Below are 24054 nucleotides of genomic sequence, written 5' to 3'. Positions count from 1 at the left end.
GCGGCCCGGCGGCCGGCCTGCGGGCGCGCCGAGGCGGCGCGGGGCCGTGCGTCGGAGGGCCGCCGTCCCGCGTCCAGGTCGAGCCGGAACTCGCCGGTCGCCGGGTCGAGCACCCACTGGTCGGCGGGGTCGACGCCGGGAGGGATCGAGTCCGCCGAGTCGCCCCGGTTCCGGTGTCCGCTGTTCATCCCGGACACCCTAGACGAGCCTGACGCCCGAACCGTCCACGATGTGATACCCGTCACCCGGCGAAAGGGCGGAAAACGGTTGCGGCGCGCCCCGTCCGGTCCGATCCGCCGGACGGAGCGCGCCGCCGCACTCCACTGCCATCGCCCCAGGACTACCCGCCCCGGGGCGCCGGGAGCGTCAGCCGAGGCGCAGAGTCACCCGTTCGGAGTCGATCCGGCTCTGCCACTGCTCCTCCGTCAACTGCCCGGAGTTCCGGCACAGCACGACCGAGGCGCCGACCGCCAGCGGCGCCAGCAGGCCCGCCTCCAGGCCCGCCCAGTCGTCGAAGGAGAGCGTCGACAGGACGCGGCTGTCGCCGTCCAGGCCCAGCCGGGCCGCGCCCTCGCGGGCCAGCGCCACCGTCTGCTCGCCGGTCAGCTTCAGCGGCAGCCCGTCCACCACCGTCTCCAGCGCCACCGCCTGCGGGTCCACCGGCGAGTACGGGGCGAACCGGTCGCCCTGCCCGGGCACCTCCGCCGCGTAGTCCAGGAACCCGTCCGGCCGCTGCGGGAACCGCCCGCCCAGCGGGCGCAGCGCCAGCGCCACCCGCTCGCCCGGGCACTCCTGCGCGGCCGCCAGCCCGTCCGGCCCGGAGACCACCAGCTCGGTGTCCTTCGGCTCGCCCTGCGGCACCGCCACCACGCCCACCGACCAGCAGGCCAGCAGCCACACCGCGCTCTGCCAGTGCGCCGGCAGCAGCAGCGCCGCCCGGTCGTCCGGCGAGGCGTTCAACTCGTCCTGCAGCAGGTTGGCCGTCTTCGCCACCCAGTTGTCGAACGTCTTCGCGGACAGCTCCACCCGTTCCCCGGTCGAGTCGTCGTAGAAGGTCACCAACGGGCGGGACGGGTCGGCAGCGGACCCCGGGCGCAGGAAGGCCTGCAGCAGCTCGGCGGGGGTACGGGCGTCGGCAGCGAAAGGCGCAGTCATGGTGCGGTCCAGCCTACGTCCTGCCCCCCGCCGGACGGGAGGGTGCCCGGCCGGTCGGAACGCCGCGTCGTGTCACCACCCCGCGTTACGCTCGCCGGTGCCCCGGCCCGCACCCCGGGGGCCCCGCGCCCGCACCCGCACCCCGAGGACGTACCGATGCCCGCCCAGACCCGGCAGTGGCGGCCCGGCTACCCGCTCGACCTGGGCCGTACCCTCTTCCCGCTGCAGCGCGGCACCGGCGACCCGGCCTTCCGGCGCACCCCCGACGGCGCCGTCTGGCGCGCCTCCCGCACCCCCGACGGGCCGGGCACCCTGCGGATCGTCCAGCGGGCCGACGAGATCGACGCCACCGGCTGGGGCCCCGGCGGCGGCTGGCTGCTCGAACAGCTCCCCGCGATGCTCGGCGCGCACGACGACCCGGCCGGCCTCACCCTGCCGCCCGGGCCGCTCCGCGAGGCCCAACGCTCCTGCCCCGGGCTGCGGTTGACCCGCACCGGCCTGGTGATGGAGTCCCTGGTCGCGGCGGTCCTGGAGCAGAAGGTCACCACCATGGAGGCGTACCGCGCCTGGCGCACCCTGCTCCGCGACCACGGCACCCCGGCCCCCGGCCCGGCCGCCGACCTCGGCATGCGGGTCGTCCCCTCCGCCCGGGAGTGGACCCTCGTCCCCAGCTGGGCCTGGCACCGGGCCGGCGTCGACCCCAAGCGCTCCGCCACCGTCCTGCGCGCGGTCCGCCTCGCCGCCCGCCTCGAACAGGCCGCCGCGATGCCCCCGGCGGACGCCTTCGCCCGCCTCACCGCCGTCCCCGGCGTCGGCCCCTGGACGGCCGCCGAGACCCTCCAGCGCAGCAACGGCGACGCCGACGCGGTCTCCGTCGGGGACTTCCACCTCCCCAACACCGTCGGCTGGGCCCTGGCCGGCCGCCCCCGCAGCGACGACGCCCAGATGCTCGCCCTCCTGGAGCCCTACCGCCCCCACCGCCACCGCCTCTGCCGCATCCTCCCCCTCACCGGAGCCCGCCCCCCGAAGTACGGGCCCCGCCTCACCCCCAACGACCACCGCGGACGGTAGAGATCAGGGGCCCGGGGAACGGCGGGTCCGTGCTGCTGACGGCCGGCGCCCGTCGGAGGTTCGTGCTGCTGCGTGCCGTGAACAGAACCGGAAGCCGATGCGCGCCACGGCAGTGAACCCGCAGCAGACCGGGCCTCGCCGTTCCCCGAGCCCCTGGCGGTGCTCTCCTCTCACCGCACGGTCAGGAAGGCGTCCGCGTCCCGGGCCTGACGCTCCCGCGGCTCCTGTGCCGCCCGCCCCACCGCGACGGCGCCCATCGGGTCCCACCCCGCCGGGAGGTCCAGCGCCGCGCGGACGGTCTCGCGGCAGAACATCGTGGAGGAGACCCACGCCGAGCCGTACCCCTCGCCGGCCAGGGTGACCAGCAGGTTCTGCACGGCGGCGCCGATCGCGACCACGAACATCTCCCGCTCGGCGGCGGCCCGCCGCTCGTCGGGGTAGTCGTGCGAGCCGTCCATGACCAGGCAGGGCACGATCAAGTAGGGTGCGCCGCGCAGCACTTCGCCCCGGGCGGTGCGCCGGGCGACGCGCTCCTCGCTCCAGCCATCGAGCTCCCGCAGGTCCCGCTGCCAGGCGGCGAGCATCGCGTCCAGCAGGCCGGTCCTGGCTTCCGCCGTCTCCAGCAGGACGAACCGCCAGGGGGTGGTGTGGTGCGGGGCGGGGGCGGTGACCGCGGCGGCGACGGCCCGGCGCACCGCGCCGCCGTCGACCGGTTCGTCGGTGAAGGCGCGCACCGTGCGCCGCAGGGTGACCGCCTCGCGGACGGCCTCGGAGGTGCCAAGGCGGAACATGTCCTGTCCGGCGGAGCGGACCAGCCGGCGCGCGCCCTCCCCGTCGTCCTCGGTGACCAGCCCGGCCAGGCCGCGGACGACCGCCACCGGGGTGCCGGTGGCCTTGCCCTTCACCAGGTCGGCGGCGGCGGCGAGTTCGTCGGCGGTGGCGGTGATGGTGAGCCGCAGTTCGTTGCCGTGGCTGTCGACCCGGCCGCGGTGGTCCTCCAGCACGGGCAGTCCGGCGGCGCCGATCGCGACGTCGGTGAGCCCGCTGCGCCAGGGGCGGCCGAAGGTGTCGGTGATCAGCACGGCCAACCGCCGCCCGGTCAGCTCCTGGAGCCGGGCCCGCAGCAGCCGGGCGGAGGCGTCGGGGTCGACCGGCAGCAGCAGGATCGTGCCGGGCGGGGTGTTGGACGCGTCGACGCCGGCCGCGGCCATCACCAGGCCGTTGCGGTTCTCGACGATCCGGGAGCGGCCGCGGCGGGCGACCACCCGGACGGTCTCGGCGTCGATCGCGGCCTCCCGGTCGTCGGCGCGGACCAGCCGCCCCTCGGCCTTGGAGACCACCTTGGAGGTGACCACCACGACGTCACCGTCCTCGAACCCGCCCGCCTTGGCGATCAGTTCGGCCAGGTCGTCGCCGGCCGCGATCTCCGGCAGCCCGCGCACCGGCAGGACGTGCAGCCCCTCGCTCCCGCTCACTTCGCGACCTCCGCGGCCAGCGCCAGCGCGGCGCGCGCCATCTCGGCGGTGGCCTCGACGGAGCTCATCAGCAGCGGGACGGCCCGGCAGGCGATCCCGGCGGTGGCCACCTCGTCCACCGCGGCGGCGTCCGAGGTGTCGACCAGCCAGCCGTCCAGCAGTCCGCCGTCGCGGCGCGCGCCGTAGTGCCGGGCGACGGCCGCCGCACCGGTCTCCACGCCGACGGCGGCCAGCACCTTGTCGGCCATGCCGCGCACGGGGGCGCCGCCGACGATGGGGGAGAGGCCGACCACGGGGGCGGTCGCGGCGGCGACCGCCTCCCGGATGCCGGGCACGGTGAGGATGGTGCCGATCGAGACCACCGGGTTGGACGGCGGCAGCAGGACGAGGTCGGCCTCCGCGATCGCCTCCAGCACGCCGGGCGCGGGCTTCGCGCTCTCGGCGCCGACCGCGACGATCGCCTCGGCCTCGACGGCGGCGTGCAGCCGCACCCAGTACTCCTGGAAGTGCACCACCCGCGGCCCGTCCGCGTCGGTGATCCGTACGTGGGTCTCGACCCGGTCGTCGCTCATCGGCAGCAGTCGCACGCCGGGCTGCCAGCGGTCGCACAGCGCCTCGGTGACCGCGGACAGCGGGTACCCGGCGGCGAGCATCTGGGTCCGGACGATGTGGGTGGCGAAGTCCCGGTCGCCGAGCCCGAACCACTCGGGCCCGACCCCGTACGCCTTCATCTCCTCCTTGACCGACCAGGTCTCGTCGGTGCGGCCCCAGCCCTGTTCCTCGTGGATGCCGCCGCCGAGGGTGTACATCACGGTGTCCAGGTCGGGGCAGACCTTCAGGCCGTACAGGTGGATGTCGTCCCCGGTGTTCCCGATCACGGTGATCCGGTCCTCGGGGGTGAGGGCCGCCCGCAGCCCGCGCAGGAACCTGGCTCCGCCGATCCCGCCCGCCAACGCAGTGATTCGCATGGCTTCATCCTGCCAGCGCGTCAGTGCGCCCAGTGACGCCCCGGGTTCGCGGCGGCCGGGTCGGCGGGGGCGCCGGCCGGGTCGGCGGCGGTGGTCGGGTACTGGTTCATCTCGACCAGGCCGGGCGTGTAGAGGTGGAGGGAGACCGCGGGCTCCAGCGAGGCGTTGACCATCTCGTGCAGGTGCCCCGTGGAGAACACCCGCAGCCCGCCGGGGCCCAGCGGGCGCGAGCCCTCGCCGTCCGCCGTCAGCGAGCGCTCGGTGAGCTCACCCGCGAGGACGGTCATCACGCCGGAGGAGCGGCCGTGGTCGTGGAAGCCGCTGGACTGGCCGGGCAGCCAGCTCAGCAGCCAGACCTCGTAGCCGGGGCCGGTCTCCAGCCGGGCGTACCAGCGGGTCAGCGCGTCGTAGCGGACCAGCGGCTCCCAGCGGGCGCGGTCGGCGGCGATCTCGCGGACCAGCCGGGCGTAGCCGCCGACCGTGGTGGGGTGCGCGGGCAGGTCGGTGCGGGCCAGGTGCGGGAAGGCCATCGGGTCGCCCGCGATGGACACGTCGCTCAGGCCGTCGGCCCAGCGGGGCGCGGGGAGCGGGGCGGGCGCGGAAGGGAGCGCGGGGAAGTGCTTGCGATCGCGGTTGCGCTTGCGGAGACGGGGCATTCGCACGATGACGTCCTCGGGGTCGGCTGGAATGGGATCAGCCGGGGCCGCGGAGACGTTCAGGGGGGACTGTCGCGCGGTCGGCCTCTGTTCCGGGGCGGCGCGCGGTGGGACGCGTGCGCCTAGATACAGCGGAGACAGCGGCAACAACACGAGGAGTTCGCGGCAGCGCCGAGGAGCGCCTGGCGGCGCCGGTCGGCGAAGGGGGCCGGGAACTCTGACATGCGGGCAAGCAGACCGCAACCGACCCTCCAGTGTCAAGGCGGACTGACGGACATTCGGGTCACATCAGCCTTGAACCACCGGATGGGGTGATAAGCGCCCATTAAGGTTTCGAAGCGGAAAACCCCGGGAAGGGACGCCCTGAGATCGCCCCGGACCGCCCCGGTCGGGAGCGGCAGTGCGGCCTGAGGGCTGGTCAGGGACCAGGCGTGATGTCCGGGTTGTCCGGATATGTACACTATTCGTAGTGGCTTGGTTCCGGGGAGTGAATCCTTGGCCCAATACCAGAGCTCGGCTTGACTAGGCCAGAGTGACGCAACTGTAATTTCTCTCGTGTCGTTCCGCCGCACCGGCAACGGCAACACCACGGGGACGCCAAGAGGGGCAGAGGAGGCGCGCCAGAATGAGCGAGCTCTTTGAGCTGTTGATCGGTGAGGGCATCGAGGAAGACGAAGAGGAACTCGGCTGGCAGGAGCGCGCGTTGTGCGCCCAGACCGACCCAGAGTCCTTCTTCCCCGAGAAGGGCGGATCGACCCGGGAGGCCAAAAAGGTCTGCCTGGCGTGCGAGGTCCGCGCCGAGTGCCTGGAGTACGCCCTCGCGAACGACGAGCGGTTCGGCATCTGGGGCGGCCTGTCCGAGCGCGAACGTCGCCGGCTCAAGAAGAGCGCGGTCTGACCCCTCCGCACCACCCGGGACCCGTGTCGGCGCCCCGCCTCCCAGAGGCGGGGCGCTTTCGCGATCCCGGCCGCGCTCCCGGCCCGCTCCCGGCCCGCTCCCGGGCCTCCGCGCCGCCGAACGCGATACCCACTGCACCGTCTTTTCACACACACCGGGGACGATCGCGCCACCCGGAGCCGTTAGTGTGGTGCGTCATCTGCCGTCAAACCCGAACCGGTGGTCCGCGCACCCGATGACTGTCTACAGCCACCAGAGCGGCTTCTCCGCTGCCAGGCCGCCCGCCTACCCGCGCCACTTGGTCACCGCGGTGATCGTTTCGCACGACGGCGCCCGCTGGCTGCCGCAGGCGCTCGCCGGACTGCTCGGCCAGGACCGGCAGGTCCAGCGCATCCTCGCCGTGGACACCGGCTCCACCGACAACTCCCCCCAGCTGCTCGCCGACACCCTCGGCGACTGGCTCCCCGAGAGCGGCCCGCAGGTCCTCGGCCGCCGGGTCGGCTTCGGCCGCGCCGTCGGCGAAGCCGTCTTCAACAGCCCCCCGCTGCGCCCCGAGGACCTCTCCTACAGCCTCGACCCGTCCGGCTACGACCCGGTCACCGGCGGCTGGGACGACTTCGGCGACCCGCTCGCGGGCGAGGACGAACTCGGCCGCGGCGGACCGCGCGAGACCCAGCCGGTCGAGTGGCTCTGGCTGCTGCACGACGACTGCGAACCGCAGACCGACGCCCTGCGCCGGCTGCTCCAGGTCGCCGACTCCACCCCGACCGCCGCCGTGGTCGGCCCCAAGCTCCGCTCCTGGTACGACCGCAGGCAGCTGCTCGAAGTCGGCGTGACGATCGCCCGCTCCGGGCGGCGCTGGACCGGCCTCGACCGCCGCGAGCAGGACCAGGGGCAGCACGACCAGGTCCGCCCGGTGCTGGCCGTCTCCACCGCGGGCATGCTGGTGCGCCGCGACGTGTTCGAGGAACTCGGCGGCTTCGACAAGGCGCTGCCGCTGATGCGGGACGACACCGACTTCTGCTGGCGGGTCAACGCCGCCGGCCACCGCGTGGTGGTCGCCCCCGACGCCGTGCTCCGGCACGCCGAGGCCGCCAGCCGCGAACGCCGCACCATCGACTGCGCCCCCGCCCACCCGCACCGGGTCGACAAGGCCGGCGCCGTCTACACCCTGCTCGCCAACTCCAAGGGCCTGCTCTTCCCGTACGTCCTGCTGCGGCTGATCCTCGGCACCGTCCTGCGGGTGGTCGTCAACCTGGTCGGCAAGGACCCCCGGCAGGCGTACGACGAGATCGCCGGCCTCGGCCACGAACTGCTGCGCCTGCCACGGCTGATGGCCTCCCGGGCCCGCCGCCGCAGGACCCGCTCGGTCGACTCGCTGGACGACCGCACGCTGTTCCCGGCCCCCGGCGCCACCGTCCGGCTCGCCGTCGAGAACGTCGTCTCCTCGCTCGGCATCGGCGGCACCGACGACACCGGCGGCCGGCACGGCTCGGTCGAGTCCGGCCCCGGCGACGAGGACGCCGACGACCTGGTGGTCGAACAGTTCGCCCTGCTCAAGAAGTTGGTGCGGCGCCCGGCCCCGGTGCTGTTCGCCGCCCTGCTGGCGTTCGCCCTGATCGCCTGCCGCAACCTGATCGGCTCCGGCTACCTCCAGGGCGGCGCCCTGCTGCCCGCCGCGGACGGCGCGGCCGGGCTGTGGAACATGTACGCCGCGCCCTGGCACGCCATCGGCACCGGCAGCACCGCCGACCACCCGCCCTACCTCGCGGTGCTGTCCGTGCTGTCCTGGGCGCTGTTCGACCACGCCGACCTGGCGCTCACCCTGATCGTGGTGCTCTCGGTGCCGCTCGCCGCGGTCAGCGCCTACCTGGTCTCCCGGCCGCTGATCGCCTCCAAGGCCGTCCGCGCCTGGGCCAGCGCCACCTACGCGGTGCTGCCCGCCGCCACCGGCGCGCTCGCCCAGGGCCGGATCGGCACCGCCGTGCTCGCCGTGCTGCTGCCCCCGCTGGCCCGCGCCGCCGCGATCACCGCCGGTCTCGGCATCCGCAAGGAGACCGCCGCCAAGGGCGCCCGCCCCGGCTGGCGCTCCGCCTGGATGACCGTGCTGCTGCTCACCGTCAGCACCGCCTTCGTCCCGCTCACCTGGGCCATAGCGGTTCCGCTCTGCCTGGCCGCGCTGGTCCACGCGGTGCTCCGCGGCGGCGCGTTCGGCTCCGGCGCGCAGGCGGTGCGCCTGCTCGGCCTGCGCGTCGCGGTGATCCTCGGCCTGCCCGTCCTGGTGCTCGCCCCCTGGTCGCTGCAGGTGCTGGCGAACCCGTCCCGGCTGCTGCTGGAGGCCGGCGTCCCCGGCTTCAACGGCCCCGCCGCCGACCCGCTCGGCCTGGTCCTGGTCAACCCCGGCGGCGCCGGCACGCCCCCGGTCTGGCTGTCCGCCGGCGTGGTGCTCGCCGCGCTCGCCGCCCTGCTGCGCGCCGACCGCCGCCGCGCCGTACTGGCCGCCTGGGGCGCCGCCGCCGCCGGGCTGGTCTTCTCCGTCGCGGTGGCCGGCACCGCCGTCACCCCCGCCTCCGGCGGCCCGCAGACCGCCGCCTGGGCCGGACCCGCCACCCTGCTGGCCGGCGTCGCGCTGCTGGCCGCCGCCGCGATCGGCGCCGACGGCGCCAACGCCCGGGTCTCCGGCATCGCCTTCGGCTGGCGCCAGCCGGTCGCCGCCCTGGTGCTCGCCGCCGCCGTGCTCGCCCCGGTCGGCACCGCCGTCTGGTGGGCGCTCACCGGCGCCGACGGCCCGCTGCGGCGCGGCACCGACGCCCAGGTGCCGGCGTTCATCGCCGAGTCCGGCAACACCACCGACCGCTCCCGCACCCTGACCGTCACCGGCGACGCCGACGGCGCCTCCGTCCGGTACGCGCTGGTGCGCGGCGCCGGCCTGACCACCGGCCAGGCCGAGGGCACCGTGGACGCCGCCGCCGACGGGCAGTTGGGCCAGCTCACCGCCAAGCTGCTGGCCGGCTCCGGCGGCGACCTGGCCCGCACCCTCGCCGGGTACGGCATCAGCTACATCCAGGTGAAGGACCCGGTGATCGCCAAGGTCCGCGACGTGCTGGACACCACGCCCGGCATCGTCCGGCTCAGCCTCGACAACGGCACCGGCCTGTGGCAGATCAACAGCGTCCCCGGCAGCCGGGCGCAGATCACCAGCCCCGGCACCGTCCCGGTGACCGTCGCCGCCGGGCAGCACGACATCTGGACCACCGTCCCGGCCGGACCGGCCGGCCGGCAGCTCCGGCTCGCCGAACAGGCCGACCCCGCCTGGCAGGCCACCCTGAACGGCAAGCCGCTCAAGGCCGTCACCGTGGACGGCTGGGCCCAGGGCTTCACCCTCCCCGCCGAGGGCGGCCGGCTCGACGTCACCCGCACCGGCAGCGCCGCCCACGCCGCCTGGGCCTGGGGCCGGCTCGCGCTCGGCGTGGTCGTGCTGATCCTGGCCCTGCCCGGCCGACGCAACACCAACGACGACGACATCCCCGAGGACGTCGTCGCCGCCCAGGCGCTGGCCGCCCAGGCCCAGGCCCAGGCGCCCGCCCCCGGCAGCCGCCGGGCCCGCCGGCTCGCCGAACGCGGCGAGGGCGAGGACGCGCCGGCCGAGCCCGGCGTCTACGCCCCCGGCATCCCGGCCCAGTCCGCCGGCGAACCCGACCCCGCGCCCTACCAGCCGGAACCGGAGACCTTCGCCGACCCGTACCAGGCCGACCCCTACCAGGCGGACCCGTACCAGCAGCAGGGCTACCAGGGCGACGGCTACGGCTACACCCAGCAGCCCGTCGGCGCGCCCTACCAGGGCGACGGCTACGACCAGTACGGCCAGCAGCCGGGCTACGGCTACGACGCCCGGCCCGCCCAGGGCTGGACCGACCCGTACGCCGCCGGCTACCCGCAGCAGGACGGGCAGCAGCAGCCCTGGCTGCCCGAACAGCAGCAGCCCACCACCTACTACGACCCCAACGACCCCTACGGCGGCGGCCACCCGCAGCAGCCCGGGACGGGGAGCTGACCCGCGATGAAGAAGCCCACCCTGAAGGCGCCCAAGCTCAAGGCCCCCAAGCTCAAGGCCCCCGACCTGAGCGCCGTGGCCGGCGGCAGCCGCACCGGCCAGTCCCTGCTGGCCGGCGTGGCCGTGCTCGGCCTGGTGTTCGGCGTCGCCGAACTGCGCGCCCCCGCCGCCCCGGCCACCGACACCGGCGCGCGCACCACCGCGCAGGTCGAACGCACCGCGCTGGTCTGCCCGCCCCCGATGCAGGGCGTCACCGGCTCCACCAACCTCACCCTGTTCAGCCCCGAGGGCGGCACCGGCGCCACCGGCACCGGCCGGCTCGCCGAGGCCAGCGCCGACAACGTGGTCGCCGCGCAGAACCTCGCGCAGCCCACCGCCGGGGCCCAGCCCTCCGGCTCCCCGTCGGCCGCCCCCGCCGGCTCCCCGTCCGAGCAGCCCTCCGGCAGCCCGGCGGCCGCCACCCCCGAGCTGGACGCCCGGGTCACCCTCGACAAGCCCGGCGCCCCGGCGACCGGCCCCGCCGCCAACAACGACGAGGCCCCCGGCAGCTTCGCCATCGCCACCGGCAACCTCGCCCCCGGCTTCACCGCCACCCAGGTCACCACCTCCGAGAACGGCGGCACCAGCCTCTCCGGCGCCGACTGCGTGCCCTCCGGCACCAGCTTCTGGTTCGCCGGCGCGAGCAGCGGCGCCAACCGGGTCGACTACGTCACCCTGGTCAACGCCGACAGCCTGCCCGCCGTCGTCGACCTGCACATGTACGGCGACAAGGGCGCCATCGACAACGAGCTCGCCACCGGCATCGCGGTCGCCCCCGGCCAGTCCCAGCGGCTCCTGCTCAGCAGCTACACCAAGGGCGCCGTCGACGACCTCGCCCTGCACATCGTCACCCGCAGCGGCCGGATCGGCGCCGGCGTCCACGCCAGCGACACCGGCAAGGGCACCGACTGGCTGGAGCCCTCCGCCGACCCCGCCCCCGCCGTCACCGTCCCCGGCATCCCCGACGACGTCACCACCGCCCACCTGGTGGTCGCCACCGACTCCGCCGACGACGCCGACCTCAAGGTCCAGCTCTCCGGCAAGAACGGCTGGTTCACGCCCGCGGGCAAGGAGAGCATCCACGTCAAGGCCGGCATGACCGCCACCCTCGACTTTCAGTTCTCCAGCGAGAACCGCGAGGGCGCGAGCGCGATCCGGCTCACCCCCACCAGCCAGGACCACCCCACCCCGGTCGTGGCCGGCCTGCGGGTCGACCGCGAGAACAAGGGCAAGACCGAGTCCACCTGGCTCTCCGGCGGCTCCCCGGTCGGCGCCCGCGCCTCGATCGCCGACAACCGGGCCGGCCAGACCAAGCTGATCCTCACCGCCGTCGACACCGACGCCAAGGTCAAGGTCACCAGCTCGGCCGGCGCGAGCGGCGGCACCCCCGCCACCAAGGACGTCGACGTCCCGGCCGGCACCACCGTCACCGTCGAGGGCATCGACCCCCAGGGCGCCAACGGCCCCTACGCCCTCACCCTCCAGACCCTCAAGGGCGGCCCCGTCCTGGCCACCCGCCAGCTCAGCGCGGTCACCAAGGACGTCCCCACCTTCACCACCCAGCAGTTCCGCGACGACCACGCCACCGTGGAGGTCCCGCACGTCGCCGCCGACCCGGGGATCGTCCTCGGGTAAGCGAAATCAGGGGGGGCTCACGAGAGAGCGCCGACAGGGGCTCGGGGAACGGCGAGGCCCGGTCTGCGAGTGGTTCACTGCCGGAGCGCGCATCGGCTTCCGGTTCCGTTACTGCACGCAGCAGCACGGACCTCCGATGGGCTCCGGCCGTCAGCAGCATCGACCCGCCGTTCCCCGGGCCCCTGACGGCACAGCCCGCCGTTCCCGGCGAGCCGGCGGCAGGCCCTACTCCTCGCCGTAGCGCGGGTCGATCGCGTCCGGCGAGAGCCCCAGCAGTTCCGCGACCTGCTCGATCAGGATCTCGTGCACCAGCGCGGCCCGGTCCTCCCGGGACTTGGCGCGGATCTCGACCGGCCGCCGGTAGACCAGGATCCGGCTGCGCCGGCCCCGTTCCGCGGGGATCACCCGGCCGAGCGGCACGGTGTCCGGTTCGGGTTCGCCCTTGGCGGGCAGCGGCACTTCCAGGACGGCGAACTCCACGTCCTCCAACTGCGGCCAGCGCCGCACCAGCCGCTCCATGGACTCCCGGACGTAGTCGTCGAAGAGCTCGGACCGGGTCAGCGAGATGGGCACCTGCGGCGGGGCGAGCGGCCCGCGCAGGCCGCGGCCGTGCCGGTCGCGGTGCTTGCGGCGACCGGGCCCGGGCGGGGACGGGGGTGTCGAGCTGTCCATAGCAGTGTCGAGCGTAGTCCCTGGATGCCCGGAAGTGGACCACTCCAGCACGGCGCGTAACGGCGACGGGACACGCGAGCCGGGGGGCGGGTCTTCGCGGGCCGGTCCGACTTGCGGTACCGTCCACCCTCGTGAGCTCTGTACGTCGTTGTTCGCGGACCGCGTGCGGCCGTCCGGCCGTGGCGACGCTGACGTACGTCTACGCGGACTCCACCGCGGTGCTCGGCCCGCTGGCGACGTACGCGGAACCGCACTGCTACGACCTCTGCGCCGAGCACGCCGAGCGGCTGACCGCCCCCCGCGGCTGGGACGTGGTCCGCCTGGCGGGCGACACCGGGCCGCTGCGGCGCAGCAGCGACGACCTGGAGGCCCTGGCGAACGCCGTCCGCGAGGCCGCCCGCCCGCAGGAGCGCACGCCGCGTCAGGGGCCGCCGCCGGAGGGCGAGTCCGGCCGCCGGGGGCACCTGCGGGTACTGCGTTCCCCGGAGAGCTGACCGGCCGGGCCCGGACTGGGACACCGCCCGTTCCCCCGAGCCGGGTACGCTGCCCCTCTGCGGTTCGGACGGATGCGTCCGGTACGTCCGCAGCACGTCGCAGCACACACACGGGAGCATTCTGGTGCGGGACCTCAAGCAGCTTGTGAAGGCGTACGACGTCCGGGGCGTCGTGCCCGACCAGTGGGACGAGTCGCTGGCGTACGCCTTCGGTGCGGCCTTCGTCGAGGTGGTCGGCGGCAGCGCGGTGGTGGTCGGCCACGACATGCGCCCGTCCTCGCCCTCGCTGTCCCGCGCCTTCGCCGAGGGCGCCGCCTCCCGCGGCGCCGACGTGGTGGAGATCGGGCTCTGCTCGACCGACCAGCTGTACTACGCCAGCGGCAGCCTGGACCTGCCCGGCGCGATGTTCACCGCCTCGCACAACCCGGCCCAGTACAACGGCATCAAGCTGTGCCGCGCGGGCGCCGCCCCGGTCGGCCAGGACACCGGCCTGTCCGACATCCGCGAGCTGGTCGAGTCCTGGCTCGACGAGGACGGCAAGGTGCACGTCCCGGCCGTCGAGGTCGCCGCCGTGGGCGCGCTGTCCGCCAAGGAGACCCTGGGCGGCTACGCCGACCACCTGCGCAAGCTGGTCGACCTGACCGCGATCCGCCCGCTCAAGGTCGCGGTGGACGCGGGCAACGGCATGGGCGGGCACACCGTGCCCACCGTGTTCGACGGCCTGCCGCTGGACGTCGTCCCGATGTACTTCGAGCTGGACGGCACCTTCCCCAACCACGAGGCCAACCCGCTGGACCCGGCCAACCTGGTCGACCTGCAGGCCAGGGTCCGCGAGGTGGGCGCCGACATCGGCCTGGCCTTCGACGGCGACGCCGACCGCTGCTTCGTGATCGACGAGAACGGTGACCCGGTCTCCCCGTCCGCGATCACCGCCCTGGTCGCCGAGCGCGAGATCGCCCGCGCCCAGGCCGCCGGCGAGGCCAACCCGACGATCATCCACAACCTGATCACCTCCTGGACGGTGCCCGAGGTGGTCCGCGACCTCGGCGGCGTCCCGGTCCGCACCCGGGTCGGCCACTCCTTCATCAAGCAGGAGATGGCGAACACCGACGCGGTCTTCGGCGGCGAGCACTCCGCGCACTACTACTTCCGCGACTTCTGGCGCGCCGACACCGGCATGCTGGCCGCGCTGCACGTGCTGGCCGCGCTCGGCGGCCAGGACGGCCCGCTGTCCGCGCTGACCGCCAAGTACGAGCGGTACGCCGCCTCCGGCGAGATCAACTCCACCGTCGCCGACCAGGCCGCCGCCACCGAGAAGGTGCGCGCCGCCTACGCCGGCCTGGAGGGCGTCACCACCGACGAGCTGGACGGCCTCACCGTGGCCGGCCCGGACTGGTGGTTCAACCTGCGCGCCTCCAACACCGAGCCGCTGCTGCGCCTGAACGCCGAGGCCAAGGACCCGGCGAAGATGGCCGAGCTGCGCGACGGCGTGCTGGCGATCGTCCGCGGCTGACCGCCGCCGTCAGCCCGCCGCTGACTTTTCGCGTGCCCCGGCCGGTAGGGTTGCCACCGGCCGGGGTACTGCTGTGTCACCGGCTTCCCGCACCGTTGCCCGAGCCCCCGGAGTCGACCGACATGAGCCTGCCGTCCTTCCTGCTGGAGATCCTGGTCTGCCCGGAGTGCCGCTCCCCGCTGGACGAGGAGACCGAGGGCGAGGTGCACGAGCTGCGCTGCACCGGTGAGGGCTGCGGCCTGGTCTACCCGGTGCGCGACGGCATCCCGGTCCTGCTGGTGGACGAGGCCCGCCGCCCGTCCTGACCCTTCCCGCCCCGCCCGCCGCTGGAGGCCAGCCGCCATGTTCGACGACTCCCTGCTGGACGACCCGGCCGCCGTGCAGCGCGCCGACCGACGGCGCGAACTGCTGGCCCTGGCCGGGGCGGGCGCCCGGGTCCGGATCGCCCTGCGCCGGGCCGACGCGGCCGGCGTGGGCGCGCTGAACCCGGACGGGCGGCCGCGCGCGGTGCTGGTCGCCGGACACGGCGGGGTGCTGACCGCCGCCGCCGTGCTGGCGGCGCTGGCCGTGCCCAGCAGCCAGGTGTGGCCGCTGCCGCCGTCCGACGCCCGCCCCGGCGGGTTCGCCTTCACCGACGGCGAGACCTGGCAACTGCCGGGCTGGGCGGGCTCGTTGGACCTGATCGTGGTGGCCAGCGAGAACGGCCGCGAGGGCGGCCTGATCAACCTGGCCGAGCAGGCGTACACCCGCGGCTGCGCGATCGCGGTGATCGCCCCGGAGGGCTCGGAGCTGTTCGAGGCGGCGCTCCAGGTGCGCGCCCTGCCGCTGCCGTTCGAACCGAGCGCGGTGGAGCCGGAGGGCTCCGACGCCGAACCCGACCTCCCGGCCGAGGACCCGGCCGCGCTCTGGGCCTTCCTGGCCCCGCTGCTGGCGCTGGCCGACCGCACCGGCGTCACCCAGCTCGCCCCCGGCGCGCTGGAGGCCGCCGCCGACCGGCTCGACGAGGTCGCGGTGCGCTGCCGCCCCGACGCGCACGCCTACGACAACCCGGCGAAGACCCTGGCGGCCCGGCTGGCCGAGACCGTCCCGCTGCTGTGGGCCGAGGGCGCCCCGGCCACCGCCGCGGCGGAGCGGTTCGCCGCCGCGCTGGCCGACCGGGCCGGCCTGCCCGCGCTGGCCGCCCGCCTCCCGCAGGCGCTGACCGCGCACCGCGGCATGTTCACCGGCCGGCTCGGCGCCGACCCGGACGACTTCTTCCGGGACCGGGTCGACGAGCCGGTCCCGCTCCAGCTGCAGGTGCTGCTGCTGCGGCACACCCCGGGCGTGGCCGAGCTGGAACAGCCCGGCTGGCCGGTCGCCCGGGCCCGCCGGCTGGCCACCGCGCACGAGGTCCGGATCACCGAGCAGACCTCCGCCCTGGAGGACCCGCTGCAGGCGCTGGCCGAGCTGATCGGCCTGACCGACTTCGCGGCGGTGTACCTGGGCCTGGCCACCCGGAGCTGACACGGTATCGTCCCCTCGTCAACCAAGGCCCGGCAAAGCCCGGGCCCGCGCGGAGGGACGTACGGGGTTTGAGTACCGAAGGCGGCACCAAGGCACTGGTCGCGGCGCTGTCCGCGAACCTGGGGATCGCGGTCAGCAAGTTCGTGGCGTTCGCGTTCTCGGGGTCCTCCTCGATGCTCGCCGAAGGCGTGCACTCGATCGCCGACTCCGGCAACCAGGTGCTGCTGCTGGTCGGCGGCAAGCGCTCGAAGCGCGCCGCCACCGAGGAGCACCCGTTCGGCTACGGCCGCGAGCGGTACGTGTACGGGTTCCTGGTCTCGATCGTGCTGTTCAGCATCGGCGGCATGTTCGCGATCTACGAGGGCTACGAGAAGATCGCCCACCCGCACGAGCTGGACAACTGGTACTGGCCGGTCGGCGTGCTGGTGTTCGCCATCCTGCTGGAGGGCTACTCCTTCCTCACCGCCTACCGGGAGGCGTCGAAGGACAAGGGCCAGCACGGCTGGTCGGCGTACATCCGCCGGGCCAAGGCCCCCGAGCTGCCGGTGGTGCTGCTGGAGGACTCCGGCGCGCTGGTCGGCCTGGTGCTGGCGCTGCTCGGCGTCGGCCTGAGCGCCGCCACCGGCGACGCGGTGTGGGACGGCATCGGCACCCTGTGCATCGGCGTGCTGCTGGTGGTCATCGCGCTGGTGCTGGCGCTGGAGACCAAGTCGCTGCTGATCGGCGAGTCCGCCGACGCCGAGGTCGTCACGAAGATCCGCGAGGCGCTGGTCGACCACGACACCGTCACCTCGGTCATCCACATGCGCACCCTGCACGTCGGCCCCGAGGAACTGCTGGTCGCCGCCAAGATCGGGGTCAACGCGGAGGACAGCGCCGCGGTGATCGCCGAGGCGATCGACCACGCCGAGGTCCGGGTCCGCAAGGCCGTGCCGATCGCCCGCGCGATCTACCTGGAGCCGGACATCTACTCCGAGGAGAAGGCCCTCGCGGGCCCCGACGCGGACGCCACTCCGGGCGGACCCGGCCGGAACACCCACTGAGCCGCGTCCGATCGGTGTAGATTCGTCAGCAGTGCCAAACGTCGCTGCTGATGGCGGTCGATCGGAGCGGGCTCCGGTCGAGGGAGAGAGGTCCTCCGACGGATTGTGCCGCAGCAGAGGGTCGCTCCCGTGCGCCCTCTGCCGCTCAGCACACCCGTAAACAGGCCCTTCCACGAGGAGTTCGCATGTCGAACCAGCTCACCGGCGACTTCAAGGTCGCCGACCTCTCCCTGGCCCCGTTCGGCCGCAAGGAGATCCAGCTCGCCGAGCACGAGATGCCCGGCCTGATGTCGATCCGCGCCGAGTACGCCGAGTCCCAGCCGCTGGCCGGCGCCCGGATCACCGGCTCGCTGCACATGACCGTGCAGACCGCCGTGCTGATCGAGACCCTCACCGCGCTGGGCGCCGAGGTCCGCTGGTGCTCCTGCAACATCTTCTCCACCCAGGACCACGCCGCCGCCGCGATCGCGGTGGGCCCGAACGGCACCCCCGAGGACCCGCAGGGCGTCCCGGTCTTCGCCTGGAAGGGCGAGACCCTGGAGGAGTACTGGTGGTGCACCGAGCAGGCGCTGACCTGGCCGGACGGCCAGACCCCGAACATGATCCTGGACGACGGCGGTGACGCCACCCTGCTGATCCACAAGGGCGTCGAGTTCGAGAAGGCCGGCGCCGCGCCGGACCCGTCCACCGCGGACAACGACGAGTTCCGGATCATCCTGGAGCTGCTCAACCGCACCCTGGTCGAGACCCCGCAGAAGTGGACCGAGGTCGCCGCCACCATCAAGGGCGTCACCGAGGAGACCACCACCGGCGTCCACCGCCTGTACGAGATGCACCGGGACGGCAAGCTGCTGTTCCCGGCGATCAACGTCAACGACGCCGTCACCAAGTCGAAGTTCGACAACAAGTACGGCTGCCGGCACTCCCTGATCGACGGCATCAACCGCGCCACCGACGTCCTGATCGGCGGCAAGGTCGCCGTCGTCTGCGGCTACGGCGACGTCGGCAAGGGCTGCGCCGAGTCGCTGCGCGGCCAGGGCGCCCGGGTCATCGTCACCGAGATCGACCCGATCTGCGCGCTGCAGGCGGCGATGGACGGCTACCAGGTCACCACCCTGGAGGACGTGGTGGGGATCGCCGACATCTTCGTCACCACCACCGGCAACAAGGACATCATCCTGGCCTCCCACATGGAGCGGATGAAGCACCAGGCCATCGTCGGCAACATCGGCCACTTCGACAACGAGATCGACATGGCCGGCCTGGCCAAGCTCCCCGGCGTGGTCCGCACCGAGGTCAAGCCGCAGGTCCACGAGTGGCGCAAGGCCGACGGCAAGACCATCATCGTGCTCTCCGAGGGCCGCCTGCTCAACCTCGGCAACGCGACCGGCCACCCGTCGTTCGTGATGTCCAACTCCTTCGCGAACCAGACCATCGCGCAGATCGAGCTGTTCACCAAGACCGAGCAGTACCCGGTCGGCGTGTACGTGCTGCCCAAGCACCTGGACGAGAAGGTGGCCCGCCTCCACCTCGACGCGCTGGGCGTCAAGCTCACCACCCTCACCCAGGAGCAGGCCGACTACATCGGCGTCCCGGTCGAGGGCCCGTACAAGGCCGAGCAGTACCGCTACTGACCCGGCCCGCACCGGTGCCCGGCCCCCTCGGGGTGCCGGGCACCGGCGCGTTCCGGCCCGCTACGGCAGCACGTCGGCGGACCAGGAGCGCTCGTCGGAGCCGCGCGGCAGCACCCGGGCCAGCCAGACCGGCAGCGTGCTCCCCGCGTCCGCCGCCGGCTGCAGCTCCCGCACGCACCAGCGGACCCCGTAGCCGGACGAGCAGAGCCCCGGGTCGTGCTCCGGGAACCCGTTCGCGTCCGGCCCCGGCGACCCGGACGGCCCCGGCGACCCGGGCGACCCGGACGGCCCCGACGGCGGGCCGTCCTGGTCCGGCTCCACCCGCACCGTGACGTAGTGGGTGCCCTGCTCCTGGAAGGTCAGCTCGGCCTCCCACGGGGCCGCACCGTGCGCGGCGTGCCGCAACGACGCGTTGCTGACCACGGTGTCCGGCGGCAGCGAGGACAGCGAGACCGGCAGCGGCGGCGTGTACCGGCCCGGCACCACCCCCGCCGCGACCCGCAGCGGCAGCTGCTCCCGGTCCGCCTCCGGCAGCCCCGAGCTGTCCAGCTGGTACCAGATCCCGTCCGCCCCGCGGAAGCGCAGCCGGGACGGCGTCCCCTGTGTGAACGACGCGTCGCTCGACGTCACCCAGTACGCCTCCCGCCCGTTCACCGGCGCCGCGTCCACCCGCAGCCCGTCGCCCGCGCCGATCAGCGGGTCCACGTCCGGGGTCACCCCCTCCGGGAACGCCGTCAGCAGGAACTGGACCCGGTCGTGGTCCACCAGGTCGCCGTAGGCCATCGCGTCCACTCCGGTCGACTCCGAGCGGTACTCCACCGTGCTCACCGAGTCCGGCAGCCAACCGAACCTGCCCGGCACCGTCAGCACCGTCCGGCCGACCACCGGCACCGCCGAACTCTGCTCCGTCGGCCCCGTCTTCCGGTACGCGTCGGGCGGCAGCGACCCGGACGGCGACGCGCTCTGCGGCGCGGCCGGGATCCCGGCCGGACCCGCCCCGCCCCCGGAGCCCAGCACCGCGAACGAGCCCACCGACAGGGCCACCGCCGCGACCGCCGACGCCACCGTCCAGGCCCGCCGCCGGTGCAGTTCCCGGCCCCGCAGCACCGCCAGCGCCGGATCCACCCGCGAGGGCGGCGCCGCGGCCTCCTCCGCCGCCACGTACCGCGCCATCCGCACGGACAGCTCCTCGTCTTCCCCGTTCACGCCCCCGACCTCCCCACCGTGCGCAGCGCCGACGACCGCCGCAGCGCCTCCAGCGCCCGCGAACTCTGGCTCTTCACATTGCCGCTGGAACACCCCAGCTCGGCCGCGGTCTGCTCGACCGACAGATCGCAGTAGTAACGCAGCACCACCGTCGCCCGCTGCCGCGGCGGCAGCGCCGCCAACGCCTCCCGCAGGTCCAGCGACACCGCCAGGTCCGGCTCCGGCTCCGCCCGCCCCTCCACCGGCCGCGCCGCGGGCCTGGTCCGCCGCCACCACGCCGTCCGCTGCTCGGCCAGGAAGGTGTTCACCAGCACCGTGCGCGCGTAGCCGTCCCGGTTCTCCGCCCGGCCGGCCCGACCCCAGTGGGTGTACAGCTTGGTGATGCTCTCCTGCACCAGATCGTCCGCGCGGTGCCAGTCCGCGCACAGCAGGTACGCGACCTTCCGCAACCAGACCGCTCTGGACGCCACGAACGCGGTGAACTCCTCGTCCCGCGTCAGCTCCGCCATCCCGGCAGCCCCTCCCTCCCCAAGACCGGCGGCGCGACCGCACCACCGACCCCCTGATGCCGCCCGCCCCCGGGAAGGTTGCACCCGATTACGTAGGCTTCCCCCCATGCCGAACGGCCGCTACTCCCTCCACGACCCGCACGACGGAACCCCGCTCGGCGAGGAGCGCTTCCAGTGCGCCCCCGGCCCCGCCGGCTGGCGCTACGTCGCCAAGCGCTACCGCCCCGACGGCACCGTCCAGGGCACCACCGACCTCACCCTGGACGCCCGCCACCGCCCGATCCGGCTCGAACTCCGCTCCGGCGGCTGGCAGGTCCGCGGCGGCGCGCTCGACGGCGTCCACTGGGTCCGCGCCGACGCCGCCGGCACCGCCCCCGAGGAGGCGGTCGAGGGGGAGGACCGGGCGCACGCCTTCACCGGCGACTCCCCGGCCTTCCTGATCGCCACCGCCCGCCTGCTCGCCCTCGACCCCGGCGGCAGCGCCCGGATCCGCCTGGTCTCCTTCACCGGCGACGCCCTCGCCCCCCGCACCCTCGACCAGGGCTGGCAGCTCCACTCCGTCCAGGACCACCCCACCGACAGCGGCCCGCTCCCCGTCGAGCACTACCGGGTCACCGACCTCGACACCGGCGAGGTCCGCGACCTCCACCTCACCGGGGACGTCCTGCTCGGCGCCCCCGGCATCGAGCTCGAAGAACTCGACTCCCCGCCCAACCCGCGCCGCGACGCCTGACTACGCGGGCGGCGCGAACCCGCCGCCACCCGCGGCGGGCGCCTCGGCGGGCGCCGCAGCAGGCGCCGCGGGCTTGGCGAGCGCCACCGGCGGCGCCGCCTGCGGGGCCTGCGGGGCCTGCGGGGCCTGAGGGGGCACCGGCTGAGTCTGCGGGTACCCGAGCTGCCGCACCGGCGGTCCCGGCACCTGGCCCGGTACAGCCTGCCCCGGCACCTGGCCCGGCACCGCGACGGCCACCGGCACGGCCTGCGCCTGCTGGGCCAGCTGGGCCGTGTACACCGCGTACGCGGCGGCCGAAGCCCGCTCCCACTCCCGGCGCTGACGCTCCATCAGCACCGCCCCCAGGTGCACCAGCGCGGGCAGCCCCGCCGGCGCCGGCCAGCCCGTCCGCTGCGCCAACTCCCCGGCCAGCCGGTCGCCCAGCTCGGCCGCCACCGGCTCGTCCAGCTCGTGCATCCGGCTCAGCACCTGGCGGGCGGACAGCCACAGGCCGTCCGGCACGGCGGACAGGTCCAGCGCCACCAGGTCCGCGCCCAGCGCGTGCATCACCTGCGGCGGCACCGGCGGCACCGCCCCCTGGTCCCGGGCCCCCTGCGGCAGCCGCTCCCGGATCACCATCGTCCCGCCGAATATGTCGCCGAGCCGGCGCCCCTCCGCGGAGCACAGCGAGGTCACCACCGCGGGCATCGCGAACATGCCGAAGTCGATGACGCCGACCAGCCCCCGCACCAGCGCGTGCCGGAACCGGATCGGACCGCCGTCCGAGCGCACCACCCGCAGCCCCAGCGCGATCTTCCCCAGCGACCGCCCCTGCGACAGGGTCTCGATCAGCGTGGGCAGCAGCACCGTGCAGAACACCAGGGTCACGATCGCGAACGCCGCCGCGGCCGCCGGCTCCAGGTCGGAGAGCCCCAACGACAGGCCGATGATCAGGATGAAGAACGCCACCATGTACACGAAGCCGTCCAACAGCCTGGCCAGGGCCCGCGACGGCAGTCTCGCCGTCCGCAGCCCCAGGACGACCGCCTCACCGGTCACCAGCTCGCTCACGCCACCCACCCGCTCCGCTCCACGGCCCGCCGGCGACCCCGCGTCGCAGACCCGACCCCCTCACCAACAGCGGCAAAGATAAGGCCGTACACCCCCGGCAGGTAACCCCGGGCCGCCCTTCGGAACCGCGCTCCCGGCAACCCTGACGCGCGGGCCGCCCGCTCTGGCAAGCTAAGCCCCGCAACCGCCCGGCCGCACACCAACCAGTGGCCGCCCCCAGCCCCGCCGCGCCCCCGGAGAGAGCCGTCATGGACCTGGACGTCTTCGTCGCCGCCCACCAGGCGGAATGGCACCGGCTGGAGGTCCTCAGCGGTCGCCGCCGCCTCACCGGCGAGGAGTCCGACGAGCTGATCGCCCTCTACCAGCGCGCCACCAGCCACCTCGCCCAGGTCCAGGCCACCGCCCCGCACCCCGGCGTCGAGGGCCGGCTCACCACCCTGGTCGTCCGCGGCCGCAACGCCGTCGCCGGCGCCCGCGCCGCCTCCTGGCGCGACGCCGCCCGCTACTTCACCGTCAGCTTCCCCGCGCTCCTCTACCGGGCCCGGCGCTGGTGGCTCACCGTCGGGGCGGTCTCCTTCGTCCTCAGCGCCGTGATCGCCTGGTGGATAGGCACCCACCCCGAGATGGTCAAGTCCCTGATGTCGCCCGAGCAGTACGAGCAACTCACCAAGCCCGGCGGCGAGTACGAGGCCTACTACACCGAGCACCCCTCGGCGAACTTCGCCGCCCAGGTGTGGACCAACAACGCCTGGGTCGCCGCGCAGTGCCTGATCTCGGCCGTCCTGCTCGGCCTCCCGGTCCTGTTCATCCTGCTGAACAACGTCTTCAACCTCGGCGCCGGCATCGGCATCATGGCCTCCGCTGACCACCTCCAGCACTTCCTCGGCCTGCTCGTCCCGCACGGCCTGCTCGAACTGACCGCCATCTTCGTCGCCGGCGGCCTCAGCCTCCGCCTCGGCTGGACCGTCATCGACCCCGGCCCCCGGACCCGCTCGGTCGCCCTCGCCGAGGAGGGCCGCGCCGTGATCGGCTCCGTCATCGGCCTCACCGTCGTCCTCATGGTCACCGGCTTCATCGAGGGCTTCGTCAGTGGCTCCGCCCTCCCCAGCTGGATCCGCATCGGCATGGGCCTCGCCGTCGAGGCCCTGTTCCTGGTCTACGCCCTGGTCCTCGGCAAGCGCGCCGCCGGCGACGGCGAGATCGGCGACGTCGAGGCCGCCGACCGCACCGACCACCAGCCGATGGCCGGCTGACCGCCGAGCCCCTGAGCCCCTGAGCCCCTGAGCCCCTGAGCCCCGGGCCCCCGGGCTTACGGCGTGGCGTGGTCATGGGTGCCTCGCCAAACCTGGTAGCCTGATGATCAACCCGGCAGGACCATTGACGTGGTTCCCATGGGCTAGTAGGTTTGAACGGTTGGGAGCGACTGGACATACAGTCCGCCCAGGCGTAGTGTCTACGACACCGCCAAATCGAGGCAGCGCGTCCGAGAGGATGCTGGCCCGGTCAGGCAAAACCCCGAAGCCGAGCAGTGCAGAGCTTTTGATAAGGTCTGCAGCGAAGTCGAAGGAATTCCCACTCCAGCGGGAATGGAAATCGGAGCGAAAAACCTCTGATAAGCTGGGAACACGAAAGAACGAAGCGCCCGGAGATACGGTCGGAAGGCCGGTCGAAGGAAGCATCCGTTCCTTGAGAACTCAACAGCGTGCCAAAAGTCAACGCCAGATATGTTGACATCCCCGGCCAGCC

Annotated in this window: 20 protein-coding genes and 1 pseudogene; 12 read left to right on the top strand and 9 right to left on the bottom strand. The window is 74.2% G+C overall.

Features of this window, described 5'->3' with window-relative positions:
• Nucleotides 1-188: pseudogene (locus tag ACWEO5_RS31275) on the bottom strand (LCP family protein); the annotation flags it as partial.
• A 178-nt stretch (nt 189-366) separates the two neighbouring features.
• Nucleotides 367-1155, bottom strand: coding sequence for a TIGR03089 family protein (locus ACWEO5_RS31270; protein WP_344553209.1), 789 nt, complete (start codon nt 1153-1155; stop codon nt 367-369).
• Between the two features lie 156 nt (nt 1156-1311).
• Here ACWEO5_RS31270 and ACWEO5_RS31265 point away from each other — a divergent pair, with 156 nt between their 5' ends.
• Complete coding sequence (locus ACWEO5_RS31265) at nt 1312-2226, top strand: DNA-3-methyladenine glycosylase family protein (RefSeq protein ID WP_452165536.1); 915 nt, start codon at nt 1312-1314, stop codon at nt 2224-2226.
• Nucleotides 2227-2396: 170 nt separating this feature from the next.
• Here the strand turns inward: ACWEO5_RS31265 and ACWEO5_RS31260 are convergent, their stop codons facing one another.
• Genes ACWEO5_RS31260 through ACWEO5_RS31250 form a run of 3 tightly spaced genes read right to left on the bottom strand, consistent with a single transcriptional unit; the run spans nt 2397 to nt 5199 of the window.
• Nucleotides 2397-3701: a coenzyme F420-0:L-glutamate ligase gene (locus ACWEO5_RS31260; protein ID WP_452165535.1), complete on the bottom strand. Its 1305-nt coding sequence runs from the start codon at nt 3699-3701 to the stop codon at nt 2397-2399.
• Nucleotides 3698-4669, bottom strand: a complete 972-nt coding sequence (gene cofD / locus ACWEO5_RS31255; RefSeq protein WP_452165534.1) for a 2-phospho-L-lactate transferase — start codon at nt 4667-4669, stop codon at nt 3698-3700. Before cofD ends, ACWEO5_RS31260 begins: the two co-directional genes overlap by 4 nt.
• A 20-nt stretch (nt 4670-4689) precedes the next feature.
• Nucleotides 4690-5199, bottom strand: a complete 510-nt coding sequence (locus ACWEO5_RS31250; protein WP_452165538.1) for a cysteine dioxygenase — start codon at nt 5197-5199, stop codon at nt 4690-4692.
• Nucleotides 5200-5950: 751 nt separating this feature from the next.
• Here ACWEO5_RS31250 and ACWEO5_RS31245 point away from each other — a divergent pair.
• The 3 genes from ACWEO5_RS31245 to ACWEO5_RS31235 all read left to right on the top strand — a co-directional run bounded on the left by ACWEO5_RS31245 (nt 5951) and on the right by ACWEO5_RS31235 (nt 11951).
• Complete coding sequence (locus ACWEO5_RS31245) at nt 5951-6223, top strand: WhiB family transcriptional regulator (protein ID WP_014136066.1); 273 nt, start codon at nt 5951-5953, stop codon at nt 6221-6223.
• 235 nt (nt 6224-6458) lie between these two features.
• On the top strand, nt 6459-10277 hold the full coding sequence (locus tag ACWEO5_RS31240; RefSeq protein ID WP_452165533.1) for a glycosyltransferase: 3819 nt from the start codon (nt 6459-6461) through the stop codon (nt 10275-10277).
• A gap of 6 nt (nt 10278-10283) precedes the next feature.
• On the top strand, nt 10284-11951 hold the full coding sequence (locus ACWEO5_RS31235) for a DUF5719 family protein (RefSeq protein WP_452165532.1): 1668 nt from the start codon (nt 10284-10286) through the stop codon (nt 11949-11951).
• A 225-nt stretch (nt 11952-12176) separates the two neighbouring features.
• Here the strand turns inward: ACWEO5_RS31235 and ACWEO5_RS31230 are convergent, their stop codons facing one another.
• Nucleotides 12177-12623, bottom strand: a complete 447-nt coding sequence (locus tag ACWEO5_RS31230) for a metallopeptidase family protein (protein WP_344553216.1) — start codon at nt 12621-12623, stop codon at nt 12177-12179.
• Between the two features lie 131 nt (nt 12624-12754).
• On the opposite strand from ACWEO5_RS31230, the gene ACWEO5_RS31225 reads away from it, so the two are divergent.
• From ACWEO5_RS31225 to ahcY, 6 genes are all read left to right on the top strand, one after another.
• Complete coding sequence (locus ACWEO5_RS31225) at nt 12755-13117, top strand: DUF3499 domain-containing protein (protein ID WP_030461916.1); 363 nt, start codon at nt 12755-12757, stop codon at nt 13115-13117.
• A 121-nt stretch (nt 13118-13238) separates the two neighbouring features.
• The gene (locus ACWEO5_RS31220) at nt 13239-14630 is read left to right on the top strand and encodes a phosphomannomutase/phosphoglucomutase (RefSeq protein WP_452165537.1); all 1392 of its coding nucleotides are present in this window, start codon (nt 13239-13241) and stop codon (nt 14628-14630) included.
• Between the two features lie 122 nt (nt 14631-14752).
• Nucleotides 14753-14935, top strand: coding sequence for a Trm112 family protein (locus ACWEO5_RS31215; protein ID WP_030461914.1), 183 nt, complete (start codon nt 14753-14755; stop codon nt 14933-14935).
• Nucleotides 14936-14972: 37 nt separating this feature from the next.
• A complete protein-coding gene (locus ACWEO5_RS31210) occupies nt 14973-16133 on the top strand; it encodes an SIS domain-containing protein (protein ID WP_452165531.1) in 1161 nt (386 codons plus the stop codon).
• A gap of 68 nt (nt 16134-16201) precedes the next feature.
• The gene (locus tag ACWEO5_RS31205) at nt 16202-17176 is read left to right on the top strand and encodes a cation diffusion facilitator family transporter (protein WP_452165530.1); all 975 of its coding nucleotides are present in this window, start codon (nt 16202-16204) and stop codon (nt 17174-17176) included.
• Between the two features lie 185 nt (nt 17177-17361).
• Nucleotides 17362-18810, top strand: coding sequence for an adenosylhomocysteinase (gene ahcY / locus ACWEO5_RS31200; protein ID WP_452165529.1), 1449 nt, complete (start codon nt 17362-17364; stop codon nt 18808-18810).
• 60 nt (nt 18811-18870) lie between these two features.
• On the opposite strand, the gene ACWEO5_RS31195 is transcribed toward ahcY, so the two are convergent.
• Together ACWEO5_RS31195 and ACWEO5_RS31190 are read right to left on the bottom strand one after the other, a co-directional pair.
• Nucleotides 18871-20016, bottom strand: a complete 1146-nt coding sequence (locus tag ACWEO5_RS31195; RefSeq protein WP_452165528.1) for a hypothetical protein — start codon at nt 20014-20016, stop codon at nt 18871-18873.
• A complete protein-coding gene (locus tag ACWEO5_RS31190) occupies nt 20013-20525 on the bottom strand; it encodes a SigE family RNA polymerase sigma factor (protein ID WP_344553223.1) in 513 nt (170 codons plus the stop codon). Before ACWEO5_RS31190 ends, ACWEO5_RS31195 begins: the two co-directional genes overlap by 4 nt.
• A gap of 106 nt (nt 20526-20631) precedes the next feature.
• On the opposite strand from ACWEO5_RS31190, the gene ACWEO5_RS31185 reads away from it, so the two are divergent.
• Nucleotides 20632-21258: a hypothetical protein gene (locus ACWEO5_RS31185; protein ID WP_452165527.1), complete on the top strand. Its 627-nt coding sequence runs from the start codon at nt 20632-20634 to the stop codon at nt 21256-21258.
• Here ACWEO5_RS31185 and ACWEO5_RS31180 read toward each other — a convergent pair whose 3' ends face one another.
• Nucleotides 21259-22308, bottom strand: a complete 1050-nt coding sequence (locus ACWEO5_RS31180; RefSeq protein WP_452165526.1) for an RDD family protein — start codon at nt 22306-22308, stop codon at nt 21259-21261.
• A 248-nt stretch (nt 22309-22556) separates the two neighbouring features.
• Between ACWEO5_RS31180 and ACWEO5_RS31175 the strand changes: the two genes are divergently transcribed.
• The gene (locus ACWEO5_RS31175) at nt 22557-23561 is read left to right on the top strand and encodes a stage II sporulation protein M (RefSeq protein WP_344553227.1); all 1005 of its coding nucleotides are present in this window, start codon (nt 22557-22559) and stop codon (nt 23559-23561) included.
• The last annotated feature ends 493 nt before the right edge of the window (nt 23562-24054 follow it).

Source organism: Kitasatospora sp. NPDC004272, from assembly GCF_053603035.1.
The sequence above is the reverse complement of the archived record's forward strand: the minus strand, read 5'-3'. Positions and strand labels throughout refer to the sequence as shown.

Excerpts from the sequence above, each read along its gene's own strand:
- ACWEO5_RS31240 (WP_452165533.1), top strand. The coding sequence starts at position 6,459 with ATGACTGTCTACAGCCACCAGAGCGGCTTCTCCGCTGCCAGGCCGCCC.
- ACWEO5_RS31190 (WP_344553223.1), bottom strand. The coding sequence starts at position 20,525 with ATGGCGGAGCTGACGCGGGACGAGGAGTTCACCGCGTTCGTGGCGTCC.
- ACWEO5_RS31230 (WP_344553216.1), bottom strand. The coding sequence starts at position 12,623 with ATGGACAGCTCGACACCCCCGTCCCCGCCCGGGCCCGGTCGCCGCAAG.
- ACWEO5_RS31235 (WP_452165532.1), top strand. The coding sequence starts at position 10,284 with ATGAAGAAGCCCACCCTGAAGGCGCCCAAGCTCAAGGCCCCCAAGCTC.
- cofD (WP_452165534.1), bottom strand. The coding sequence starts at position 4,669 with ATGCGAATCACTGCGTTGGCGGGCGGGATCGGCGGAGCCAGGTTCCTG.
- ACWEO5_RS31185 (WP_452165527.1), top strand. The coding sequence starts at position 20,632 with ATGCCGAACGGCCGCTACTCCCTCCACGACCCGCACGACGGAACCCCG.
- ACWEO5_RS31250 (WP_452165538.1), bottom strand. The coding sequence starts at position 5,199 with ATGGCCTTCCCGCACCTGGCCCGCACCGACCTGCCCGCGCACCCCACC.
- ahcY (WP_452165529.1), top strand. The coding sequence starts at position 17,362 with ATGTCGAACCAGCTCACCGGCGACTTCAAGGTCGCCGACCTCTCCCTG.
- ACWEO5_RS31245 (WP_014136066.1), top strand. The coding sequence starts at position 5,951 with ATGAGCGAGCTCTTTGAGCTGTTGATCGGTGAGGGCATCGAGGAAGAC.
- ACWEO5_RS31270 (WP_344553209.1), bottom strand. The coding sequence starts at position 1,155 with ATGACTGCGCCTTTCGCTGCCGACGCCCGTACCCCCGCCGAGCTGCTG.
- ACWEO5_RS31215 (WP_030461914.1), top strand. The coding sequence starts at position 14,753 with ATGAGCCTGCCGTCCTTCCTGCTGGAGATCCTGGTCTGCCCGGAGTGC.
- ACWEO5_RS31265 (WP_452165536.1), top strand. The coding sequence starts at position 1,312 with ATGCCCGCCCAGACCCGGCAGTGGCGGCCCGGCTACCCGCTCGACCTG.
- ACWEO5_RS31175 (WP_344553227.1), top strand. The coding sequence starts at position 22,557 with ATGGACCTGGACGTCTTCGTCGCCGCCCACCAGGCGGAATGGCACCGG.
- ACWEO5_RS31210 (WP_452165531.1), top strand. The coding sequence starts at position 14,973 with ATGTTCGACGACTCCCTGCTGGACGACCCGGCCGCCGTGCAGCGCGCC.